This is a genomic window from Streptomyces sp. 1-11 (assembly GCF_007176755.1).
Taxonomy (GTDB): domain Bacteria; phylum Actinomycetota; class Actinomycetes; order Streptomycetales; family Streptomycetaceae; genus Streptomyces.
In genome coordinates this window covers 440182-460553 of sequence record NZ_BJTV01000006.1, presented here as the reverse complement: position 1 = coordinate 460553, position 20372 = coordinate 440182, and the positions used below count along the sequence as shown (strand labels likewise).

Genomic DNA, 20372 nt, shown 5'->3' with positions numbered 1-20372 from the left:
GGGACAGGGGCAGCGAGAGGGACAGAGACAGGGACCAGGAACACAGGAACCACACCGATCACATGACTCACATGGACCGCATGACGCACCACGGCCCCTCGGGCAACGCCGGTCCCGCTGCTGCCGGCGGGGACGGCCGGGCCGGGGAGGAGGGCGACACGGCCGACGGCCGGACGCCGGCTGCCGGCGGCTCCGCGCTGGCAGCCCCTGGCGCCGCACACGCCGGCGGCGCCGGAGCCGAACCCGTGGCGAGGCGCAGGGTCAGGGTCACCGTGGACGGTCAACCGCTGGACGAGTGGGGGCCGGAGACGAACGGCCGGACGCACGCGCGCGTGCCCGTGAAGCGCGCCGACCGCCAGGAGGGCGCCCCCGTCCAGGAGGGCGCGCCCGCCCGTGAAGGCGTCACTTTCCAGGAGGGCGCGCCCGCCCGCGCGGGCGGCGGCCACCCGCTCGCCGGCCGCCGGGAGAACGACCCGCACGCGCGCGTGGCGGGCGAGCGGCCGGACCGTGGCGCCGACGAGCCGCACGCGCGCGTGAAGGCTTCCGGCGGTGCGGCGGGCGCCGAGACCGACGGCGGGCGGCACCGCCCCCCGCAGGGCGACGGGGAGGCCGCCCGCGAGGCCGACGCGGACGCCGAAGCGACCGACGCCTGGGACGACGGGCTCATCGCCCGCCGGGTGACGGACATCGCTGAGCGCGTCTCCGTCCTCGACAAGCCCGCCCGCCCGCCGGGCACCCACACCCCCGCGCCACTGGCGTACGACGGCCCCCTGCGCTCCCGGCTGGACGCGCTGCGCGAGCTGGTCGGCCTGTCCCGCGCCCGCCTCGACACCCGTACCCTCGCCGAGGCCGGCCGGGTCCTGGACGAGGCGGCCGCCCGCCGCAAGCTCTCCGGCGGGCACACCGTCGTCGCCATCGCGGGCGCCACCGGCAGCGGCAAGTCACAGCTCTTCAACGCCCTGGCCGGAGTGGCCATCTCGGAGACGGGGGTGCGGCGCCCGACCACCGCGGCGCCCATCGCGTGCAGTTGGAGCGACGGCGCGGCGGGCCTCATCGACCGGCTCGGCATCCCGGGGCGGCTGCGCCGGCGCCCCGTGCAGAGCGCGGAGGCCGAGGGGCAACTGCGCGGTCTTGTCCTGGTCGACCTGCCCGACCACGACTCCGCGGCCGTGGAGCACCGCGAGCAGGTCGACCGGATCCTCAAGCTGGTCGACGCGGTCATCTGGGTGGTCGACCCGGAGAAGTACGGCGACGCCATGCTCCACGAGCGCTACCTGCGGCCCATGGCCGGCCACGCGGAGGTCATGTTCGTCGTACTCAACCAGGTCGACCGGCTGCCCGGCGAGGCCGCCGACCAGGTGCTGGACGATCTGCGCAGGCTGCTCGACGAGGACGGCGTCGCGCTCGGCGAGTTCGGCGAACCGGGCGCCACGGTGCTCGCGCTGTCCGCGCTCACCGGCGAAGGCGTCGGCGACCTGCGCGAGGCCCTCGGCCACTTCGTGATGGAGCGCGGTGCGGCGGCCCGCCGGGTCGCCGCCGACCTGGACGCGGCCGCGGCCCAACTGCGGCCCGTCTACGCCACCGGCCGGCGCGTCGGCCTCAGCGAGGAGGCACGCGAGGAGTTCGCCGCCCGGCTCGCCGACGCGGTGGGCGCCACCGCGGCCGGCGAGGCCGCCGAACGCGCCTGGCTGCGCAACGCCAACCGCGCCTGCGGCACGCCCTGGCTGCGGCTGTGGCGCTGGTACCAGGGCCGCGGCGGGCCGAGCACGGGCCGGATCGCGGTACGCCATCAGGCCGACGAGGAGGCCACGGCGCGCCAGCGTGTCGAGCAGGCGGTCCGCACGGTGTCCGACCGGGCCTCGGCGGGTCTGCCCACGCCGTGGGCGCAGGCGGTGCGTGAGGCGGCGGTACGCGGCTCGCTCGGGCTGTCCGAGGCGCTGGACGACCTGGCGGCGCGGGCCGGACTGCCGCCGGGACGGCCGCCCCGGCCGGGATGGTGGCCGGCGGCGGTGCTGGTCCAGGCGGCCATGACGTTGCTGCAGGTCGTGGGCGGTCTGTGGCTGGTGGGACAGATCGCGGGGGTCATGGCACCCAACCTGGGCGTGCCCGTGCTGCTGATGGTGTGCGGCATCGTCGGCGGGCCGTTCGTGGAGTGGGGCTGCCGGATGGCGGCCCGTGGTCCCGCCCGCCGGTACGGCCAGGACGCGGAACGCCGGCTGCGGGAGGCGGCCGCCGGCTGCGGCCGGGCCCGGGTGCTCGACCCGGTGGCCGCGGAGCTGCTGCGGTACCGGGAGGTGCGGGAGCAGTACGGCCGGGTGGCGCAGACGGGAGTGGGGGTGGGGTGAGAACCCCATTTCCCGGGTGTCCTCACCCGGGCGGGTGACGGGGTTCTCCACAGCCCGGCGGTGGTCCACAGCGCTCAGCGGGCCCGGCCCGGCGGAGGCAGTCTGATCCCGCGGCGATCGTGCCGCGGGGCGGAAGCCTCCGTACGGGACGGGCCCGTACGCATGTCCGTCCGACCGTGAGGGCCGGGCGAAGGAGGGGTGCAGGATGAACGAGACCGTGGTGTGCGTGGTGGGCAACGTGGCGACTCCGCCGCTGTACCGGGAGACGGCGGCCGGCCCTTCGGCCCGGTTCCGGCTGGCGGTGACCGCGCGCTACTGGGACCGCGAGAAGAGCGCCTGGACGGACGGGCACACCAACTTCTTCACGGTGTGGGCCAACCGTCAGCTGGCCGTCAACGTGGCCGCCTCGGTGGAGGTGGGGCAGCCCGTCATCGTCCAGGGCCGCCTGAAGGTGCGCACGGAACCGCGCGACGGGCAACAGGGCCGTACGTCGGCCGACATCGACGCGGTGGCCGTCGGCCACGACCTGACGCGGGGCACCGCGCTCTTCCGCCGAGCGGTCAGGCAGGAGGCGCCGGCGACGGCCCGGCCGGAGCCGAACTGGGAGACTCCGGCCACCGGGGAACAGACCGAGCCACCCGCACAACCAGCCTTGCTCACAACGGCGGTGACGTGACGTCAGCGCCCACCGCTGTCCCGCGCCGGCCGGACCACGGCTGTCGCGCCTCGTCGGCAAGTGGCGACCGAGCGTGCCGAACCGGCCGCTGAACAGGGTGTACTTGTCGACAAGCCCAGCCGGCGTGCCGTGCCGGCGATAACGATTCCGGATCGGATCGCCCCGTGTGACCATCCGACCGGCAAGCGCGGTCCCCGTGATCCATAGGATGCCGGGCATGCCCCTCGGGGCAGCCGATTCTGCTGGTGGGACCGTCCCCCACATCCAACGGGTCCTGCTCGAAGGGGAATTCTGTGCTTGGTGCGTTCACTGGGTTCACTCGGTTTCGCGTGGCCCGCCTCGCGGCCGTGACGCTCGCGTCCGGTGTCGCGGCGACCACCGTGCTGCTCGGCGCGGGTACGGCCGCGGCCGACGAGACACCGCAGACCCAGGGCGGCGCGACGGCGACGATAGGCGGCCTGAAGACCTACGGCCAGGCCGTGATCCACGAGGACGGCGGCGACCAGCAGGTGTCCGCGGGCCTGTTCGAGATGTCCGTGGACGGCGGCGGAACCCTCCAGACGTACTGCGTCGACATCCACAACCCCACCCAGCGCGACGCCCGCTACCAGGAAACGCCCTGGAGCGGGACCTCGCTGGGCGTGAACAAGGACGCCGGAAGGATCCGCTGGATCCTGCAGAACTCCTACCCTCAGGTGAACGACCTCGCCACACTCGCCCAGCGGGCGGGCGTGCGCGGGCTGAGCGAACAGGACGCGGCCGCCGGCACCCAGGTGGCCATCTGGCGGTACTCGGACGGGGCCAAGGTCGACGCCGTCGACCCGCAGGCCGAGAAGCTCGCGGACTACCTGGAGAAGAGCGCCCGCGACAGCGCCGAGCCGCAGGCCTCGCTGACCCTGGACCCGCCCGCGGTCTCCGGCCGCCCGGGCGACCTGCTCGGACCGGTGACCGTGCACACCAACGCGCGCGGCGTGACGGTCAGCCCGTCGGCGGGCGCGGGTGCGGGCGGGGTACGGATCATCGACAGGACCGGCAAGGTGATCACCTCGGCGAAGGACGGCAGCCAGCTCTTCTTCGACGTCCCCGAGGGCGCCGCCGACGGTTCCGCCCAGCTCACCGTCCAGGCCTCCACCACCGTCCCGGTGGGCCGCGCCTTCGCCTCTGAGAGCCGCAGCCAGACCCAGATACTGGCCGGCTCCAGCGAGTCCACGGTCTCCGCGACCGCCGGCGCCACCTGGGCCGAGAAGGGCGCCTTGGCGGTGTCGGCGCGGAAGAACTGCGCCAAGAGCGGCGTCGACATCACCGCGGCCAACAAGGGCGACCAGCCCTTCACCTTCGAGCTGATGGGCGCCGAGCACACCATCCCGGCCGGGACCTCGCGCACGGTGACGGTCCCGCTCCAGGAGGACCAGCCCTACGACTTCACGATCACCGGGCCGAACGGCTTCAGTCACCGCTTCACCGGTGTCCTCGACTGCAAGACCCAGGGCACGGTCACCACCGAGTCCACCCAGACCCTGAGCGAACCCAGCCCCGCGACGATCGGCGGGGGCAGCTCCATCTCCTCAGGCACCGACCTCGCGGCCACGGGCAGCTCCGCGATCACGCCGATGATCGCCGGTGTGGCCATCGGACTCGTGGTCATCGGCGGCGCGGTGCTGGTGGTGCTGCGCAGGAAGGAAGCGCAGGCGGGCGAGTGAGGTCCGGTCGCACCGGCACCTCTTGACCCCGCCCGCCGGGCGCGATGCGACGCCCCGCCGGTCAGCCGACGCGCGACGCCCCGCCGGTCAGCCGACGGGCGGGGGCGCGGCCTGGCGCGGACCGGTCTCCTGGGGCTGCGCCACGCACATGGCCCAGATGGCGACGCCCGCGAAGGCGATCATCAGGGTGGACCAGAGCGGGGAGTAGGGCAGGGAGAGGAAGTTGGCGAGGATGATCAGGCCGGCGATGACGATGCCGGAGATCCGCGCCCACTTCGTCGTCTGGAACAGCCCCAGGCTGACCACCACGGCAACGGCGCCCAGAATGAGGGTCACCCAGCCCCAGCCGGTCAGGTCGAACCGGAAGACGTAACCGCGCGTCGCGACGAACACGTCGTCCGCGGCGATCCCCATGATGCCGCGGAAGATGTCGATCACTCCGGCGATCATCAGCATGACGGCGGCGAAGAGCATCAGCCCGCCGGCCCAGTGCTGCTTACGGGCCTGTGTGGTGTGTGTCGTGGTCATGTCTCGGCCTCGATCGAGTACGTGCGGCCATTGCGTCCGGCGATCAGTGAGGACGCTTTCCTTCGTCCCTCCCCGGGCGCGGGAAGGCGTTCCAGGCTCCAGACTGCGCCCGCTCGGGACCGGCGTCCTCACTCGGTGCGGGTGATTCCGCTCCGGCCGCCCGCCTGACGCGCGCCGTCACTCGGGGATGCCTACGCTTGATTCGCAACCGCCGTGCACTCAGGGGGTTCCCGCATCCAGCGGGTGGCGGACCGACCCTGGGACAGCACGCATGAACGACGGCAGGAAGACACCCCGCCCCCCACTGAACGCGGTGCGATGGCGCGCCGACCAGGCGTGGCAGGGCGCGTTCCGGCGTTTCGAGGAGAGCGGGCCGGGCCGGCTGTGGACCCGGCTCTCGGCGGTGGACTTCTTCGGGCACTCCTTCCAGCTGGCCGCGCTGGCGCTCCTGTGCTTCTTCCCGTTCCTGATCATCCTCACGGCGGCGGCCGGGCAGGACACGGCCGTGGTCGTCGCCGGCTGGCTGGGCCTGGACCAGCAGGCGGCTCAGGCCGTGGCGACCCTGTTCGCACCCACCACGAGTTCGTACACACTGACCGGAACGAGCGCCGCACTGCTCCTGCTCGGAGCCCTCGCCGTGGCCGGCACCCTGCAGAGCTGGTACCGGCTGCTGTTCGACGTCCCGGAGAACGCGAAGTGGAAGACCACGGCCCGGCTCACCTGGCTCGCCGGACTGTTCGCCTACGCCGCCGCGCAGGCCGCCTTCGGCAGGGTGCTGCACGGCTGGCTCCTGATCGGGCTGACCGGCTTCGCATGGGCGGTCGTCTTCTGGTGGGGAAGCATGTACGCGCTGCTCGCCGGAACGGTGCCCTGGCGCGCCCTCTTCCCGCCGGCCCTGGTCACCAGCGTCTGCTGGACCGGCCTCGGCGTCTTCTCCGCCCACTACTTCTCCGCCGCGATCGTGGAGAACGAGCAGAGGTACGGCCCCATCGGCGTCGTCATGGTGATCCTGTCCTGGCTGGTCGCGGTCGGCGTGGTGATCCACCTGGGCGCGATCGTCGGCCGGGCGCTCCGGTGAGACGGCACGCCCCCTCTGGCCGGGCGCTCCGGTGAGACGGCACGCCCTCTGGCCGGGCGCTCCGGCTGGGCCCTTCGGCCGGGCACCGTGCCGTGCCCGACCGGTTCGGCGGCCGTACGCGGCGGCCCTCAGGGCGGTCAGGTGTGAGACCGAGTCCGATCACGACCGAGGAACCTCCGGATCAGCAGGAACACACCTATGGCGATCAGGGCCAGCCCCATGAAGATCAAGATCACCCCTAGAGCGATCAAGAACGTCCCGATCAGGATCAGGAGTGCTCCCACGAGGATCAGAAGCGTCCCGATGATGAAGAGAAGGATCGCGAGGACGGTCACAACGGTCCTCCTGTTCTCCCTCCCGCTCCGACTTCTTCGCCGCCCCCTGCAACCACTTTGCTCCACATCGGCACGACTTGTGCCCGGAACGCCCCTGGCTCGGTCCCATGCTCGGGGCCGCCTGCGAGCCGCGCCCCGTCGGAACGAAACGGCGGGCGAGGAGAGCCGGACGCCTCGGCGACGGAGCCGGCAACGGACAAGGCCGGCTCACTGTGCTGAAACCCCCAGGTCAGAGCCCCCACGTCATACGCGTTTCCGCACAGGGGTGGCGGTACGGCAAGATGGGGTGTATCTGCCCACTGCCAGATTTCAAGCTGCCGGACGGTTTCTCTTGGCTGAGTTCATTTACACCATGCGCAAGGCGCGCAAAGCGCACGGCGACAAGGTGATCCTCGACGACGTCACCCTGAGCTTCCTGCCGGGAGCGAAGATCGGTGTCGTCGGTCCGAACGGCGCCGGTAAGTCGACCGTGCTGAAGATCATGGCGGGGCTGGAGCAGCCCTCCAACGGTGACGCGTTCCTGTCCCCGGGCTACAGCGTGGGCATCCTGCTGCAGGAGCCGCCGCTGAACGAGGAGAAGACCGTCCTGGAGAACGTCCAGGAGGGTGTCGCCGAGGTCAAGGGCAAGCTCGACCGGTTCAACGAGATCGCCGAGCTGATGGCGACCGACTACTCCGACGCGCTGCTCGACGAGATGGGCAAGCTCCAGGAGGAGCTGGACCACGCCAACGCCTGGGACCTCGACGCCCAGCTCGAGCAGGCCATGGACGCGCTCGGGTGCCCCCCGGGCGACTGGCCGGTGACCAACCTCTCCGGTGGTGAGAAGCGCCGCGTCGCGCTCTGCAAGCTGCTCCTCGAGGCGCCCGACCTGCTGCTCCTCGACGAGCCCACCAACCACCTCGACGCCGAGTCCGTGAACTGGCTGGAGCAGCACCTCGCCAAGTACGCGGGCACCGTCGTGGCCATCACCCACGACCGGTACTTCCTCGACAACGTCGCCGAGTGGATCCTGGAGCTGGACCGCGGGCGCGCCTACCCCTACGAGGGCAACTACTCCACGTACCTCGAGACGAAGGCCACCCGTCTCAAGGTCGAGGGCCAGAAGGACGCCAAGCGGCAGAAGCGGCTCAAGGAAGAGCTGGAGTGGGTGCGGTCCAACGCCAAGGGGCGTCAGGCCAAGTCCAAGGCGCGCCTCGCCCGCTACGAGGAGATGGCCGCCGAGGCCGACAAGATGCGGAAGCTGGACTTCGAGGAGATCCAGATCCCGCCGGGCCCGCGTCTGGGCAACATCGTCGTCGAGGTCGACAAGCTCAACAAGGCCTTCGGCGAGAAGGTCCTCGTGGACGGCCTCAGCTTCACGCTGCCGCGCAACGGCATCGTGGGCGTCATCGGCCCGAACGGCGCCGGCAAGACGACCCTGTTCAAGATGATCCAGGGCCTGGAGACGCCGGACTCCGGCGACATCAAGGTCGGCGACACCGTCAAGATCTCCTACGTCGACCAGAGCCGCGAGAACCTGGACCCGAAGAAGACGCTGTGGGAGGTCGTGTCCGACGGGCTCGACTACATCAACGTCGGCCAGGTCGAGATGCCGAGCCGGGCGTACGTGTCCGCGTTCGGCTTCAAGGGCCCGGACCAGCAGAAGCCGACCGGCGTCCTGTCCGGCGGTGAGCGCAACCGCCTCAACCTGGCGCTCACCCTGAAGCAGGGCGGCAACCTGCTGCTCCTCGACGAGCCCACCAACGACCTGGACGTGGAGACCCTCTCCAGCCTGGAGAACGCCCTCCTGGACTTCCCCGGCTGCGCCGTCGTCGTCTCCCACGACCGGTGGTTCCTGGACCGGGTCGCCACCCACATCCTCGCCTACGAGGGTGAGTCGAAGTGGTTCTGGTTCGAGGGCAACTTCGAGTCGTACGAGAAGAACAAGATCGAGCGGCTGGGCGCCGACGCCGCGCGTCCGCACCGTGCCACCTACAAGAAGCTGACCCGGGGCTGATCGGTCTTGCGCCACATCTACCGCTGCCCGCTGCGCTGGGCGGACATGGACGCGTACGGCCACGTCAACAACGTGGTGTTCCTCCGCTATCTGGAGGAGGCCCGTATCGACTTCCTGTTCCGCCCGGACAAGGAGTTCAAGCAGGGGTCCGTGGTGGCGCGCCACGAGATCGACTACAAGCGGCAGCTCGTCCACCGGCACCACCCGGTGGACATCGAGCTGTGGGTCACCGAGATCCGTGCCGCGTCCTTCACCATCTCCTACGAGGTGAAGGACGGGGATCTCGTCTACGTACGGGCCTCCACCGTCATCGTGCCGTTCGACTTCGAGGCACAGCGGCCGCGCCGGATCACCCCGGAGGAGCGGGAGTTCCTCCAGGAGTACACGGACGCCGCCGAGGACGCGAAGTCCTCGGAGGAGGCCGTCGCCGCATGACGGTCCTGCACCTCGCCGACGAGACGGAGGCGGCCGACCTCGCCGCCTTCCTCTCCAGGTTGCTCCACTACGACCGTGGGGCCGCGGTGCGCCTGCAGGCGGCCGGTACGGCGCTCGCCGTGTTCGGCCGGCCGCCGTCCTTCGAAGTGCTGACGATCCGCGCGGTGCGGCTCGCCAAGCCTTACGAGGACGGGCTGGACGTCACGCTCGACGTCACCGTCTCGGCCGGCGAGTTCCTTGAGTCCCTGGACGAGCAGGCGGCCACCGCCGCCGTGCCGGCCACGGTCACCGGGCCGCCGTGGGCCGGCCTGCTGCCGCCGCGCGGCGGCTGGCGGCCCGAGCCGGGGCTGCCGCTGCCGGACGCGCTGCGCAGGACGGTCGCCGAGGCCGTCGCCGAGTTCCGGTCCCGTACGGAGGAACTGCCGTCGGAGCGGCGCACCCGCGCGGAGCTGGACCGGATAGGGCGGGACATCTGGTCCCGGGAGGTCGGCGGCAGCCGGCTTCCGCTGCGGGCCGTACACGCGGCCCAGTCCTTGGGCTTCCTGCGGCCGGGGACCGGTGCGGCCGACACCGGGCTGTTCTCCTCGGGGGCGTGGCTGAGGCTGCGGACCCCCTACGGGTCCGTCGCGCTGCGCCGGGCGGGGCTCGGCGCGCTGGGTGTCAGCGTGCGCTGAGGGGCCGCGCGGGCGCGGTCACTTCTGCGGCCCGGTCGCCCGACCTCTCCGGTCGCCTCGTCAGTCCGGTCGTCTCCTCAGTCCGGTCCGTCAGTCCGGTCGTCTCTCGTCGCTGTCGTCCGGCCACACCCCGATGTGGTCCGGTTCCAGTTCCAGGGCCACTCGGTCGCGCATGTTCAGGGCCCGCGTGTACTCGGCGGGCAACTGCAGGCGGCCCGCGCGGTCGAGCATGGCGTACTCGCGGGCGACCACCGTCTCGTGGCCGGTCGTGGCGTCCACCTGGCTGCGGCGCAGCACCTCGGTGGAGGTACGGCCGTCCCGGATGGCCACCGTGCGGCGGACCTCGCCGGCCACCGCCTGGTCGTGGGTGACGATCACGATGGTGGTGCCGAGGGTCTCGTTCGCCGTGCGGAACGCGTCGAAGATCTGCGCGGCCGTGTGCGAGTCGAGTTCGCCGGTGGGCTCGTCGGCGAGCAGGACCGCGGGGGAGTTCGCGAGGGCCACGGCGATCGCGGTGCGCTGCTGCTGGCCGCCGGACATCTCGTGCGGGTGCCGGTCGCGGCAGTCGGCCACCTGGAGCAGGTCCAGCAGTTCCAGGGCGCGTTCGGCGCGGGCGCGGCGGCGGACGCGGGTGCCGGAGAGCTGCAGGGGGAGCGCCACGTTCTGGGCCGCGGTGAGGTACGGCAGGAGGTTGCGGGAGGTCTGCTGCCAGACGAAGCCGACGACCTCGCGGCGGTAGGCGAGGCGGTCCTTGGCGGTCATGGTGAGCAGGTCGCGGCCGGCCACGTGGGCTCCGCCGGCGGTGGGGGTGTCCAGGCCGGCGAGGATGTTCATGAGGGTGGACTTGCCGCTGCCCGAGGCGCCCACGAGGGCCATCAACTCGCCCTCGCGGACCAGGAGGTCCAGGCCCTGGAGGGCCTGTACCTCGATGCCGTCCGCGCTGAAGATGCGGACCAGGCGGTCGCAGGTGATGAGGGCGTCGTGGCCGTAGGCGGGGCGGTTGCGGGACTCGGTGAGGCGGGTGGTGAGGTCGGTGAGGGTGGTGTCCGCCGGTGTGGCTGCGGGGTCGGCTGTCATGGGGTCTCCTGCGTGGGCCGGCGCTGGGCGAAGCTGTTCTGCGGACCGGCGCCCGCGGCGGCACGCGGGCGCGCAGCAGTTTGGGCACGCAGGCTCGTGGCCGTGGTGGCGCGCAGGCCCGCAGCCGTGCGGGCGCGCCTGCCCCTGGCCGCGGTGCCACGCAGGCCCGCGGGCGGCCGGAGACGGCTGTGCGGGGTCTGGGGGCGAGTGGTCGGGCCTGTGGCCGGGCGCGGGGTCATCGGGGGTCTCCTGCTCGTAGTTCCCGGACCGAGCCGCGGCGGCTCGTCCACCAGGCCTGGGTGGTCGCGACTCCGACCGCCAGGGCCACGACCGCGAGGGCGGGGAGGGTCAGGGACCAGGGGTCCGGGCGGAGGAAGGCCCTGCCCGCCGGGGTCTGGGACGAGGTGAGGGCGATGGTCGTCAGGTCGATGCCCGGGGAGAGCAGGTGCACCGTGGCCCAGCCGGTCAGGGTGCCGCCGGCCGCGGCGAGGACGGCCTGCGGGAGGGACTCCAGGACGAGGAGGCGGCGGCCCTGGGCCCGGGTGAGCCCCATGGTGCGCAGCCGGGCCAGCAGAGCGGCGCGTTCGGGGGCCGCCCGCAGCAGGGCGAGCAGCAGGGCGAGGACGGCGAAGCCGGCGCCCGCCGCCACCGCCGCCGTGTAGACGTGCCCGGCGCCGGTCTGCAGGGGCGAGTCGGCGTACCGGGCGCGCTCCTCGGCGAGGAGCCGGACCGTGGCCGGGGCGGGGGCCGCGCGGCGCAGCGCGGCGGCGTCCGGGTGGGCGCCGGTCAGCAGCAGCGTCGTGGGCCGGGCGGCGGACGACGGGAGCCCGGCGCGGTCCACCAGCAGGAAGTCGCCGGTGGGCGCGGCCGGGGTGCCGTCGTGGACGGCGGTGATCCGGACGGTGACGGCGCTGCCGTCCGCCAGCCTGACCGGGAAGGGGCTCCGGGTGCCGTAGTTCCGTGCGACGGCCGGGGACGCGAGGGCCGGGAGCGGGTGCGCGGCCCGGCCCCTCAACTCCTCGGCCGTGATGGTGCCGAGGCCCGTGCGGGCCGTCAGCTCCGCGTACGCGCGCGGGTCGACCCCCACGAGGGGCACCGTGTCGACGCCGTCCGCCGGTTTCGCGTCGTAGGCGATGGCCGCCGCGGTCACCGCGCGTACCCCGGGCACGGCGCCGATCCGGCCGGCCAGTCCGGCCGGCAGCGCGGTGGCGGAGTCCAGGCGGCCGTCGGCGCCGACGGTCAGCAGCGCCGCGTGGTCCCGGGCCTCGGCCACGCCCGCCAGGACCGAGCCGCCGAAGGCCGCGGTGGTCAGGGCGGTCAGCAGGGCCAGCAGCGGCAGTACCGCCGAGGCCCGGGTGCGGCCCGCGCGGGCCAGGGAGAGCGGGGCCACCGCACCCCGCAGCCGGCCGGCCGGGCGGGCCAGGCGGCGCAGCAGCAGCGGGTAGAGGCGGAGCAGCAGCAGGGCCGCGATGACGCCGGTCAGCACCGGCGCGAGGGAGACCAGCCGGCCGGCCGAGGTGCCCTGGGCGCGCAGTGTGGCCACCGCCCCGGCCGCCAGTGCCAGCAGGGTCAGCTCGGCGACCGTGCGGCGGCGGGAGGGGCGTGCCGAGGCCATGTCCTCCCGGGGACCGGCCAGCCGCACCGAGCGGTGGGCGAGCACGGCGTGCAGCGGAAGGGCGGCGCAGGCGGCGAGGGTGACGGCGCCGGCGGCGGCGACGGCGAGACCGGCACGAGGGCCGGGCACGAGGACGAGGGCGGCCGCGAGGCCCACCGCCCCGGCGGGTACGGCGACCACGGCGGTCTCGGCCAGGAGCCGGCCGGTGAGACCGGGCAGGGAGGCGCCGCGGGCGCGCAGCAGGGCGAGTTCGGCGCGGCGCCGGTCGGCCGCCAGGCCGCCCGTCATGAGCAGGACGACGGCGGCGACCGTGGCGGTGCCGGCCGCTGCCACCCCGACCAGGGGTGAGATGCCCGAGCGCAGCCGCGAGAAGGCGATGACCACGTCGTCCAGACCGGTGCTCACGTCCAGGTCCGGATCGGCGAGGGCACGGGCCCGCCGCAGGCCCGGACCGGACTCGAGCGTCGCGACGGCGGTCCGCAGCCGGCCGAGGTCGTGGGCGTGCCGGCTGCCGGGGCGCGGGGCGAAGTTCCAGTAGCGGTACGGGGCCTTCTCGCCGCCCAGCAGGGTGAGGGTCGCCTCCGGGGGCAGCAGGAGCGCGCCGTGCCAGTAGGTCTGCGGTGGGCCGGGCTCGGGCAGCCGTTCCAGCGCGGGGGTGCGCAGCAGCGGCATCGTCGACCAGTAGGCGCCGGCCGGGTCGCGCGGGAGGAGGATCCCGGAGATCCGGACGGTGAGGGTGCCGGTGAAGTGGGGCACGCGGATGACCGACCCCACCTTGATGTGCAGGGTCCTGGCGGTGGCCGCGGAGACGGCGGCCTCCGTCTCGGGGGTGTCCACGTCCACCCGGCCCGGGGCGCGCGGCAGCCGGCCCTCGCGGACGCGCGCGTGTCCGGCCAGGCCGCTCTGCGCGACCAGTGTGACCTTGGCGGGCAGGCCCGTCGGGCGGGGGAGCCACGGTTCGGTCACGGTGCTGCCCTCCTCGGTGGTGACGCCGTAGGCCGACTGGCCGGGGTCGACGGGCACCGAGGCGTCCACCACCGGCAGCAGCGCGCGGAACTTCCGTTCGAGGACCCGCGGACCGAACGAGACGTCCGGGTTCTCGCCGGACGAGCCGTAGTCCGGCATGGCCGCGGTCGCCCGCACGGTGGTGCGCTCGGGGTGCGCCTGGTCGAGGGCGTGCCGCAGGCCCGCGTCCTCGTACCGGTCGACCGCGCGCGGCAGCGCCCCCGCCAGGCAGGCGGTCAGCGCGACCAGCAGCGCGAGCGCCAGCGCGGCCCCGGGCGCGGACCGCAGCCGGGTCCGCACCCAGGGCGCGACCGCGGCCGGTACCGAACGCACGTCACTCACCCCCCTGTTCGCGCAGTGCCCGGGCCGGGTCGGCCCGGCGCAGGGCCGTCACCACGGCCACCGCCAGCGGTGCCGCGGCGACCCCCGCCAGCAGCAACGCCACCTGTCCGGGCGGAAGTCGGACCAGCAGACCGGGAACGGGCCGGGAGGCCTCACCGGTCAGCACGATCAACGGCAGGACGCCGCGGGCCAGTACGGTGCCCAGGACCGCGCCCACCACCAGGGCCAGGCCCACGAGCACGGCGAGTTCGGCGGCGACGGTCCGGGCCAGCCGGCGGCGCGGGGCGCCCAGGGCGCGCAGCACCGCGAAGTCCGCCTCACGCGCCCGCAGCGACCCGGCGGCGCCCACCGCGAAGCCGACCGCGGCGAGCGCCGCCGCCACCACGGCGGCGGCGGTGAACGCGGCCGTGGGCCCGGCGCCGAAGGGGTCGTCGCGCAGCTCGGCGGCGATCTCGTCGCGGACCACCACCTGCTCCGGGTCGACGTCCGGCAGCGCCCGTACGGCGGCGGCCACCCGGGCCGCGTCACCGGGCGCGGTCCGCAGCCACCACTCGTTCGGCGCGGCGCCGTCCCCGTCCCGTGCCTGCAGCGCCCGGTTCGCGGCCCGCAGGTCGAGCAGTACCGCGCCGCCGTCGTGGGCGGCGGAGCCCGCCGGGGCGCCGGTGGTGGGCAGCGCCCGTACCGAGCGGACGATCCGCACCGGCAGGCTCTGGTCGCCGACCATGACGTCCAGGAGCTGGCCGGTACGGGCGCCCGCCGAGCCGAGGAACCGGTCGGTCGCGACGGCCCGCACCTCGGGCGGCGCGGGCCGTGCCGTCTGGAGCCGCACGGACACCGTGCCGATCCTCCAGGTGTCGGTGCCCGGCAGGTAGCCGGTGCCGTAGGAGACGGACAGGGGGCGCGTGGAGACGACCCGGGGCCGGGTGGGGGAGGAGCGCGGCGAGGAGACGGCCGCGCCGCCGGTCTGCACGGCCGCGGTCCAGGACGCCGGCAGGGTGAGCGGGCGCCGGGTTCCGTCGGCGCCCTCGGCGGTCAGGTCCCGGACCGTGAGGAGGTGCCGTTCGGCGTGCCCGGCGGGCTGCGTCATGTCGAGCTGGAGCCCGGTGAGCAGTGCGGGGCCGGCGGCGGAGCCGAGGCCGAGTTCGAGGGTGTGCGGGCGGCCGTCGGCGGGCAGGAGCCCGGCCCGCAGCGGGTAGGACACCCCGGCTCCGTCCTCCAGCAGGACCGTGACCTCGGCCGTCGTCCCGGGCCCGGCGGAGCTGCGCAGGCTCGCCGTGAGCCGCAGCCGCGCGGTCCGCGCCGGCACCCGGGCGCCCACCGGGGAGTCCTCGGGCGTCAGTCCGGCCAGCAGCGACCGCGCCGGTTCGTCCGCGAGGTCGGGGCGCATCAGCAGCGCGTCCGCCGCGTGCGCGGTGTCCAGGGCCAGCACGGTCGCCGTACGGTCCCCGGACAGGCCCTGCTCGCCGCGTACGGCGGCCACGGCCCCGCGGACGTGCGGCAGCGACGCGTACACCTCGGTGCGGCCGAGTCCGCCCTGACCGGAGTCCAGTACCCGCACCGGCGCCCCGGCGCGGAAGTCGGCCTGGTCGTCCTGCGAGCGGTTCCAGGAGGCGCCCTGGCCGATGGCCAGCATGCCGAGCGCGACGGCGAGCACCAGCAGCAGCACCGGTCCGGCCGCGCGTGCGGTACGGCGGCTGAACTGCCAGCCGGCCAGCGCCGCCGGCAGCCCGCGCCCGGCCGCAGCCCACCGTTCGGCGAGCCGCGCCACCGGCGGCAGCAGCCGCAGCGTCAGCACGGTCCCGGCGAGCAGCGCCAGCGCGGGCGCCGCGGCCAGCAGCGGATCCACTCCGAGCTTCCCCGACCGGTCGGTGGCGATGCCGCCGGAGCCCTGCTGCCCGAGCTGCCAGTAGGCGACCCCGGCCACGGCGAGCAGACCCAGGTCGGCGCCCGCGCGGAGCGGGGCCGGGACCAGACCGCTGCCCGCGCGGCGGGGCCGGGCGCCGTGCGGGCCCGCGGGACGGCGCCCGCGCAGCCTGGGGACACGTGGAGCGCGCGTGCGGCCGGACGCTGTTCCCCGCCGTGCTCGCCGCCCCGCCGGGTCCGCGCCGGCGCCCGTGAGCGCCGGGAGCGTCACCGTCAGCGCGCAGCCCAGCGCCACGGCCACCGCCACCAGCCACACCCCGGGGCGGCCGGCGGGCGGGAGGTCGAGGCGCAGGCCGAGGCGGGACAGCGGGCCGTGGGCGGTGAGCAGGCCGGTGAGCGGTCCGGCGAGCAGCGGCGCGCAGAGGGCCGCGGGAAGGGCGAGCAGCAGGGACTCGGCCGCGGCGAGGGCCGCGATCCGGGGGCGGGAGGCGCCGCGCGCCCTGAGCAGCCGGGTCTCGGCGGCCCGTTCGGCGCTCAGCAGGCGGGCCACCAGCAGCAGCGCGTACCCGCCGAGCAGGACCAGCTGGAGCGCGACGATCAGCAGGGTGGAGCGGGCGACGAGCAGCGAGCGGTCGATCCGGTCCAGCACGTCCGGCAGCGAGGTCGTCGCCGCCGTGGCACCGCGCAGGGCCGGGGCCTTGCGCAGCTCCCCGCCGCCCGCCCGCACGGCGGCGCGCAGCTCCCCGGTGCGTCCGGTCGTCATCGCGCCGAAGTCGGCCGAGGCGAGCCAGGCCGAGCCGCCGGTGGTCACCCGTGCGCCGGCGAGGACCGAGGGATCGGCGAGCAGCGGACCGTAGGTGGTGAATCCCGACTGCTTCACGCCGCGGCCGAGCAGGTCGTCCAGCCGCCAGTACGGCGCGTTCGCGGCGGCGGGCCGGTACAGCCCGGTGACGCGCACCCGGACCTTCCGGTCGCCGAGCCGGTCGGCCAGGGTGACGCTGTCTCCCGGCTTCAGCCCGAGCGGCCGGGCGGCGGCCTGCGGGACGGCCACCTCGATCTCACGGGCCCTGCTGTCCGGCAGCCGCCCGGCGGTGGGCCGCACCTGGCCGCGGTCCAGCGCCGCGAAGTAGGTCAGGTCCGGGTCGCCCGAGCGCCGGGCGGGCGGCCGCAGGGACCGGGGGAGCGCGTACGGGCCCGAGCGGCGCAGCGTCCGCACGGTCACCGGCAGCCCGTCGAAGGTCTTCCGCGCGCCCTCGCGCACGGCGCTGTCGGCGGCGGCGTGCTGGCCGGCGGGGACGTCGGCCTTGACTACCAGGGCGGTGGCGGCAGCGTTGCGCGGGTCGGCCAGCACGTGGCGCAGCGCCGCGTCCCCTATCGCGCCCGAGTACGCCGTGAGCGTCGCCAGCACGGCGGTGGTCAGCAGGACGGTGAGCAGGGCGGAGCCGAGCAGCAGGCGGTGTGCCCGCGCGCGTGAGACGACGAACCCCGTCATCCGACCCCGACCCCCGTGTCGTCCGGACTTGTGTGCAGCCTGTCTGGATCTCGCGATGCTCGCAGAGGGGGCCGGTCGCGGGTAAGCGGTAGGCGACCGGTCTATACCGGATCGTGACCGGAATCCGGCGCGGAACGACCGGAATCCGGGATTCGGACCGTCAGTCGACGGTGTTGATCATCGACTGGGCGGCGTACGTCAGGTAGTTCCACAGCGTCCGCTCGTGCTCCTCGCTCAGGCCGAGTTCGTCCACGGCGACCCGCATGTGCTTCAGCCAGGCGTCGTGCGCGGCGCGGTCCACGGTGAACGGCACGTGCCGCATGCGCAGCCGCGGGTGGCCCCGGTTGTCGCTGTAGGTGCTGGGGCCGCCCCAGTACTGGATGAGGAACAGGGTCAGCCGGTCCTCGGCCGGGCCCAGGTCCTCCTCCGGGTACATCGGCCGCAGGAGCGGGTCCTCGGCCACCCCCTCGTAGAAACGGTGGACGAGCCGGCGGAAGGTCTCCTCCCCGCCGACCTGCTCGTAGAACGTCTGCTCCTGAAGCGTGCCGCGCCGAATCTCATTCACCCGTCCATGGTCTCAGACCGGGCGGCCCAGGACTCCGGCCCTAGGACTCCCGTCCGGCCCCGTCCGTCCCGCGCCTCGCTCCCGGGCGCCCGGCCGCCCCTACTGTGGGGGCATGGGCGCCTACGACAGCGTGATCGAAGCTCTGGCCACCGCGGCGCGGGAGGCGCTGGTGCGGGAGATCGACGCCGACGAGGCCTGGGCCGCGGACCCCGTCTGGCGGGAGGCGTTCGCCGCGGTGCCCCGGCACCTGTTCGTGCCGTACTACTACGTCGGCGTCAGGGGCGGCTACGAACGCCGCTGGGGCGAGAGTCCGGACCCCGAGGCCCGGGAGCGCTGGGTGCGCGGCGCCTACGCCGACACCCCGCTGGCGACCCGGCTGCGCGACGGCGAGCTGCTCTCCTCCAGCAGCCAGCCCTCCCTGATGGCGCGGATGCTGGCCGCGCTGGGCGTCGAGGACGGCGACCGGGTCCTGGAGGTGGGCGCCGGCACCGGCTACAACGCGGCCCTGCTCGCCCACCGGCTCGGCGACGACGACCTCGTCACCACCGTCGACCTGGACCCGGAGATCACCGAATCGGCCCGGCAGCACCTGGCCGCGGCCGGTCACCGGCCGGCCGTCGTCACCGGCGACGGTGCGCGGGGGGTGCCGGAGCGGGCCCCCTTCGACCGGATCATCGCCACCTGCGGACTGTCCACGGTGCCGCGTGCCTGGCTCGCCCAGTGCCGGCCCGGGGCCCGGATCCTGACCCCGCTGGCCACCGGCCTGCTCGCCCTCACCGTGCACGGCCGCGAGGACGCCGAGGGCCGCTTCCTGCCCAGGGCGGCCTTCTTCGTGCCGCTGCGCGGCGCGGGCCGGACCGAAGCGCCGGCGGTGTCCCTGAGCGGGCTGCCGGGCCGGGCCCGCGAACAGGAGCCGTTCCACTTCCTGCTCGACCTGACCCGGGGCGCGCTGGACCCGGCGGAGGCACACGCGCTGTGGGAGCGCGAGGGCTGCCCCGACCGGGAGCGCTTCGGCGTCACGGTCGGCGCCGACCACGCCAGGGCCTGGCTGGACGACCCGGACGGGCCGTACGCCTGGCCCCTCCCGTGACGCGCCTCAGCCCCTGCGGACGGTGATCGTCGTCCAGGCGCCCACGTGCACCCGGTCGCCGTCCTGCAGCGGCACCGGCACGAACGGCTGGATCGGCTCGTCGGAGCCGTTGACCGTGGTGCCGTTCGTCGAGTTCTGGTCGACGACCGCCCAGTTGCCGTCCGGCTGCTGCACCAGCACCGCGTGCTGGTGCGAGACGCCCGGGTCCTCCGGGGGCACCGACAGGTCGATGTCGGGGGTGTCGCCGGTGGAGTGCCGGCGGCGGCCGATGGTGACCTGGTTGCCGCTGAGCGTGCGCTGCTGCTCGGGCGAGTAGGCGGGCAGGTTCAGGCCCGCGGCCTCGGGGCCGGAGCGCTGCATCATCGCCATGAAGTAGTCGCGGTCCGGGCCGATGGTCGCGGTCCAGGTGGCCGGTCCCTGCGGGCCTCGCGGGCCTTGCGGGCCCTGCGGGGCCTGCGGGAAGCCGTGACCGGGCGGCGCCTGGGTGCCGCCGGGCTGCGGGTAGCCATAACCGCCGCCGGGACCGCCGGGACCTCCCGGGCCGCCGGGACCGCCGGCGGACGGCGGGGAGATCACCCAGTCGTCCTCACCGCCGCCGAAGGGACCGCCGCCGGCCGGAGGCCGGCCGGTCTCCTGCGGGAACGCGGGCGCGCCGGGCTGGTAGGCCTGCGGCGGACCGCCGGCCGTGCCGCCGGGACCCACGGGCGGGGTCGGGCCGGGCGGCGGCGGAACCGGACGGGAGGGGTCGCCGCCGAAGCCGCCGGGACCGCCACCGAAGCCGGAGGGGCCGGGACCGCCCGGACCACCGGGACCGCCCGGGCCGCCGGGTCCGGCCGGACCACCGGGCTCACGGCCGAAGGGCGGCGGACCCGCCGGACCGCCCGGACCACCGGGACCGCCACCGAAACCGGAAGGACCACCAGGACCGCTGGGACCGCCAGGGCCGCTGGGACCACCGGGACCGCCAGGACCTCCCGGGCCCTGCTGCCCCGGCACGCCACCGAAGGGCGGCTGACCGGCCGGCGGCCGGCCGCCGCCGAAGCCGGACGGGCCACGCTCGCCGGCGAACGGCGTCGGGCCCGACGGCTCGCTGCCGAAGGACGGGATCGGCTCGGCGGGCCGGTTCACCTGCGAGGGCCGCGAACCCTGGTACTCGTACGAGTCACCGCCGCCGTACGTCGAGCTCGGCGGCTCGAAGCGGGGCTGCGGCGGGCGCGGGGCCGCCGGGGTGTAGGAAGTGGCCGTGTTGGTCAGGAAGTTCCACCGGCACTCCTCGCAGAACGGCGCGCCGCCCTCGCGGGGGGTACGGCACTGCGGGCACAGCTCCGGCTCGTGGCCGCCGGGCCCGGACGGGCGGCCGCCCGCCTGCGCGCCCTGCGGCGGGAAGCCGTACCCACCGCCGGGCGGGGGCGGCGGAGGAGGCGGAGGTACGGCACCGGCCATGCGGTGACCGCAGACCTCGCACCAGTCGTCGGAACCCGACTGGTGTCCGTTCGGGCACGTCGGCATGTCGGCGCTTCCCCTTCTCCTGAGGGTCCTCCGGTAGGTCCGGATCT

The 20372-nt window shown here is 74.8% G+C and carries 15 protein-coding genes; 8 read left to right on the top strand and 7 right to left on the bottom strand.

What is annotated here, in order from left to right:
- Positions 1 to 71 precede the first annotated feature (71 nt).
- The 3 genes from TNCT1_RS16235 to TNCT1_RS16225 all read left to right on the top strand — a co-directional run bounded on the left by TNCT1_RS16235 (position 72) and on the right by TNCT1_RS16225 (position 4721).
- Entirely contained in the window at positions 72 to 2345 is a 2274-nt protein-coding gene (locus TNCT1_RS16235; RefSeq protein WP_373920477.1) for a YfjP family GTPase, read from the top strand.
- A 205-nt stretch (positions 2346 to 2550) separates the two neighbouring features.
- Positions 2551 to 3021 carry a single-stranded DNA-binding protein gene (locus TNCT1_RS16230; protein ID WP_143632467.1) on the top strand — a complete coding sequence of 157 codons (471 nt, stop codon included), beginning with the start codon at positions 2551 to 2553 and terminating at the stop codon, positions 3019 to 3021.
- A gap of 329 nt (positions 3022 to 3350) precedes the next feature.
- Positions 3351 to 4721: a Cys-Gln thioester bond-forming surface protein gene (locus TNCT1_RS16225; RefSeq protein WP_143632465.1), complete on the top strand. Its 1371-nt coding sequence runs from the start codon at positions 3351 to 3353 to the stop codon at positions 4719 to 4721.
- Between the two features lie 87 nt (positions 4722 to 4808).
- On the opposite strand, the gene TNCT1_RS16220 is transcribed toward TNCT1_RS16225, so the two are convergent.
- Positions 4809 to 5249 (bottom strand): hypothetical protein, encoded by a 441-nt coding sequence (locus TNCT1_RS16220; RefSeq protein WP_143632463.1) that lies wholly within the window; start codon positions 5247 to 5249, stop codon positions 4809 to 4811.
- Between the two features lie 271 nt (positions 5250 to 5520).
- Here TNCT1_RS16220 and TNCT1_RS16215 point away from each other — a divergent pair, with 271 nt between their 5' ends.
- Positions 5521 to 6327: a YihY/virulence factor BrkB family protein gene (locus TNCT1_RS16215; protein WP_143632461.1), complete on the top strand. Its 807-nt coding sequence runs from the start codon at positions 5521 to 5523 to the stop codon at positions 6325 to 6327.
- A gap of 137 nt (positions 6328 to 6464) precedes the next feature.
- On the opposite strand, the gene TNCT1_RS16210 is transcribed toward TNCT1_RS16215, so the two are convergent.
- Positions 6465 to 6662, bottom strand: a complete 198-nt coding sequence (locus TNCT1_RS16210) for a DUF2207 domain-containing protein (RefSeq protein ID WP_143632458.1) — start codon at positions 6660 to 6662, stop codon at positions 6465 to 6467.
- A gap of 331 nt (positions 6663 to 6993) precedes the next feature.
- Here TNCT1_RS16210 and ettA point away from each other — a divergent pair, with 331 nt between their 5' ends.
- From ettA to TNCT1_RS16195, 3 genes are read left to right on the top strand one after another with little or no spacing between them, the layout of a single operon-like run.
- The gene (ettA, locus tag TNCT1_RS16205) at positions 6994 to 8658 is read left to right on the top strand and encodes an energy-dependent translational throttle protein EttA (protein WP_143632456.1); all 1665 of its coding nucleotides are present in this window, start codon (positions 6994 to 6996) and stop codon (positions 8656 to 8658) included.
- A 6-nt stretch (positions 8659 to 8664) separates the two neighbouring features.
- Positions 8665 to 9093, top strand: coding sequence for a thioesterase family protein (locus tag TNCT1_RS16200; protein ID WP_143632454.1), 429 nt, complete (start codon positions 8665 to 8667; stop codon positions 9091 to 9093).
- Positions 9090 to 9767, top strand: a complete 678-nt coding sequence (locus tag TNCT1_RS16195) for a hypothetical protein (RefSeq protein WP_143632452.1) — start codon at positions 9090 to 9092, stop codon at positions 9765 to 9767. The genes TNCT1_RS16200 and TNCT1_RS16195 overlap by 4 nt, the downstream gene beginning before the upstream one ends.
- A gap of 90 nt (positions 9768 to 9857) precedes the next feature.
- Here the strand turns inward: TNCT1_RS16195 and TNCT1_RS16190 are convergent, their stop codons facing one another.
- The 4 genes from TNCT1_RS16190 to TNCT1_RS16175 all read right to left on the bottom strand — a co-directional run bounded on the left by TNCT1_RS16190 (position 9858) and on the right by TNCT1_RS16175 (position 17726).
- Positions 9858 to 10844 carry an ABC transporter ATP-binding protein gene (locus TNCT1_RS16190; protein ID WP_143632450.1) on the bottom strand — a complete coding sequence of 329 codons (987 nt, stop codon included), beginning with the start codon at positions 10842 to 10844 and terminating at the stop codon, positions 9858 to 9860.
- Positions 10845 to 11079: 235 nt separating this feature from the next.
- On the bottom strand, positions 11080 to 13797 hold the full coding sequence (locus tag TNCT1_RS16185) for an FtsX-like permease family protein (protein ID WP_143632448.1): 2718 nt from the start codon (positions 13795 to 13797) through the stop codon (positions 11080 to 11082).
- A gap of 1 nt (position 13798) precedes the next feature.
- Positions 13799 to 17161, bottom strand: coding sequence for an ABC transporter permease (locus TNCT1_RS16180; RefSeq protein ID WP_143632446.1), 3363 nt, complete (start codon positions 17159 to 17161; stop codon positions 13799 to 13801).
- Between the two features lie 160 nt (positions 17162 to 17321).
- Positions 17322 to 17726, bottom strand: a complete 405-nt coding sequence (locus tag TNCT1_RS16175; RefSeq protein WP_143632443.1) for a globin — start codon at positions 17724 to 17726, stop codon at positions 17322 to 17324.
- A 112-nt stretch (positions 17727 to 17838) separates the two neighbouring features.
- Here TNCT1_RS16175 and TNCT1_RS16170 point away from each other — a divergent pair, with 112 nt between their 5' ends.
- Positions 17839 to 18816 (top strand): methyltransferase domain-containing protein, encoded by a 978-nt coding sequence (locus tag TNCT1_RS16170; protein ID WP_143632441.1) that lies wholly within the window; start codon positions 17839 to 17841, stop codon positions 18814 to 18816.
- A 6-nt stretch (positions 18817 to 18822) separates the two neighbouring features.
- Here TNCT1_RS16170 and TNCT1_RS16165 read toward each other — a convergent pair whose 3' ends face one another.
- Positions 18823 to 20325: an FHA domain-containing protein gene (locus TNCT1_RS16165; RefSeq protein WP_143632438.1), complete on the bottom strand. Its 1503-nt coding sequence runs from the start codon at positions 20323 to 20325 to the stop codon at positions 18823 to 18825.
- Positions 20326 to 20372 lie beyond the last annotated feature (47 nt).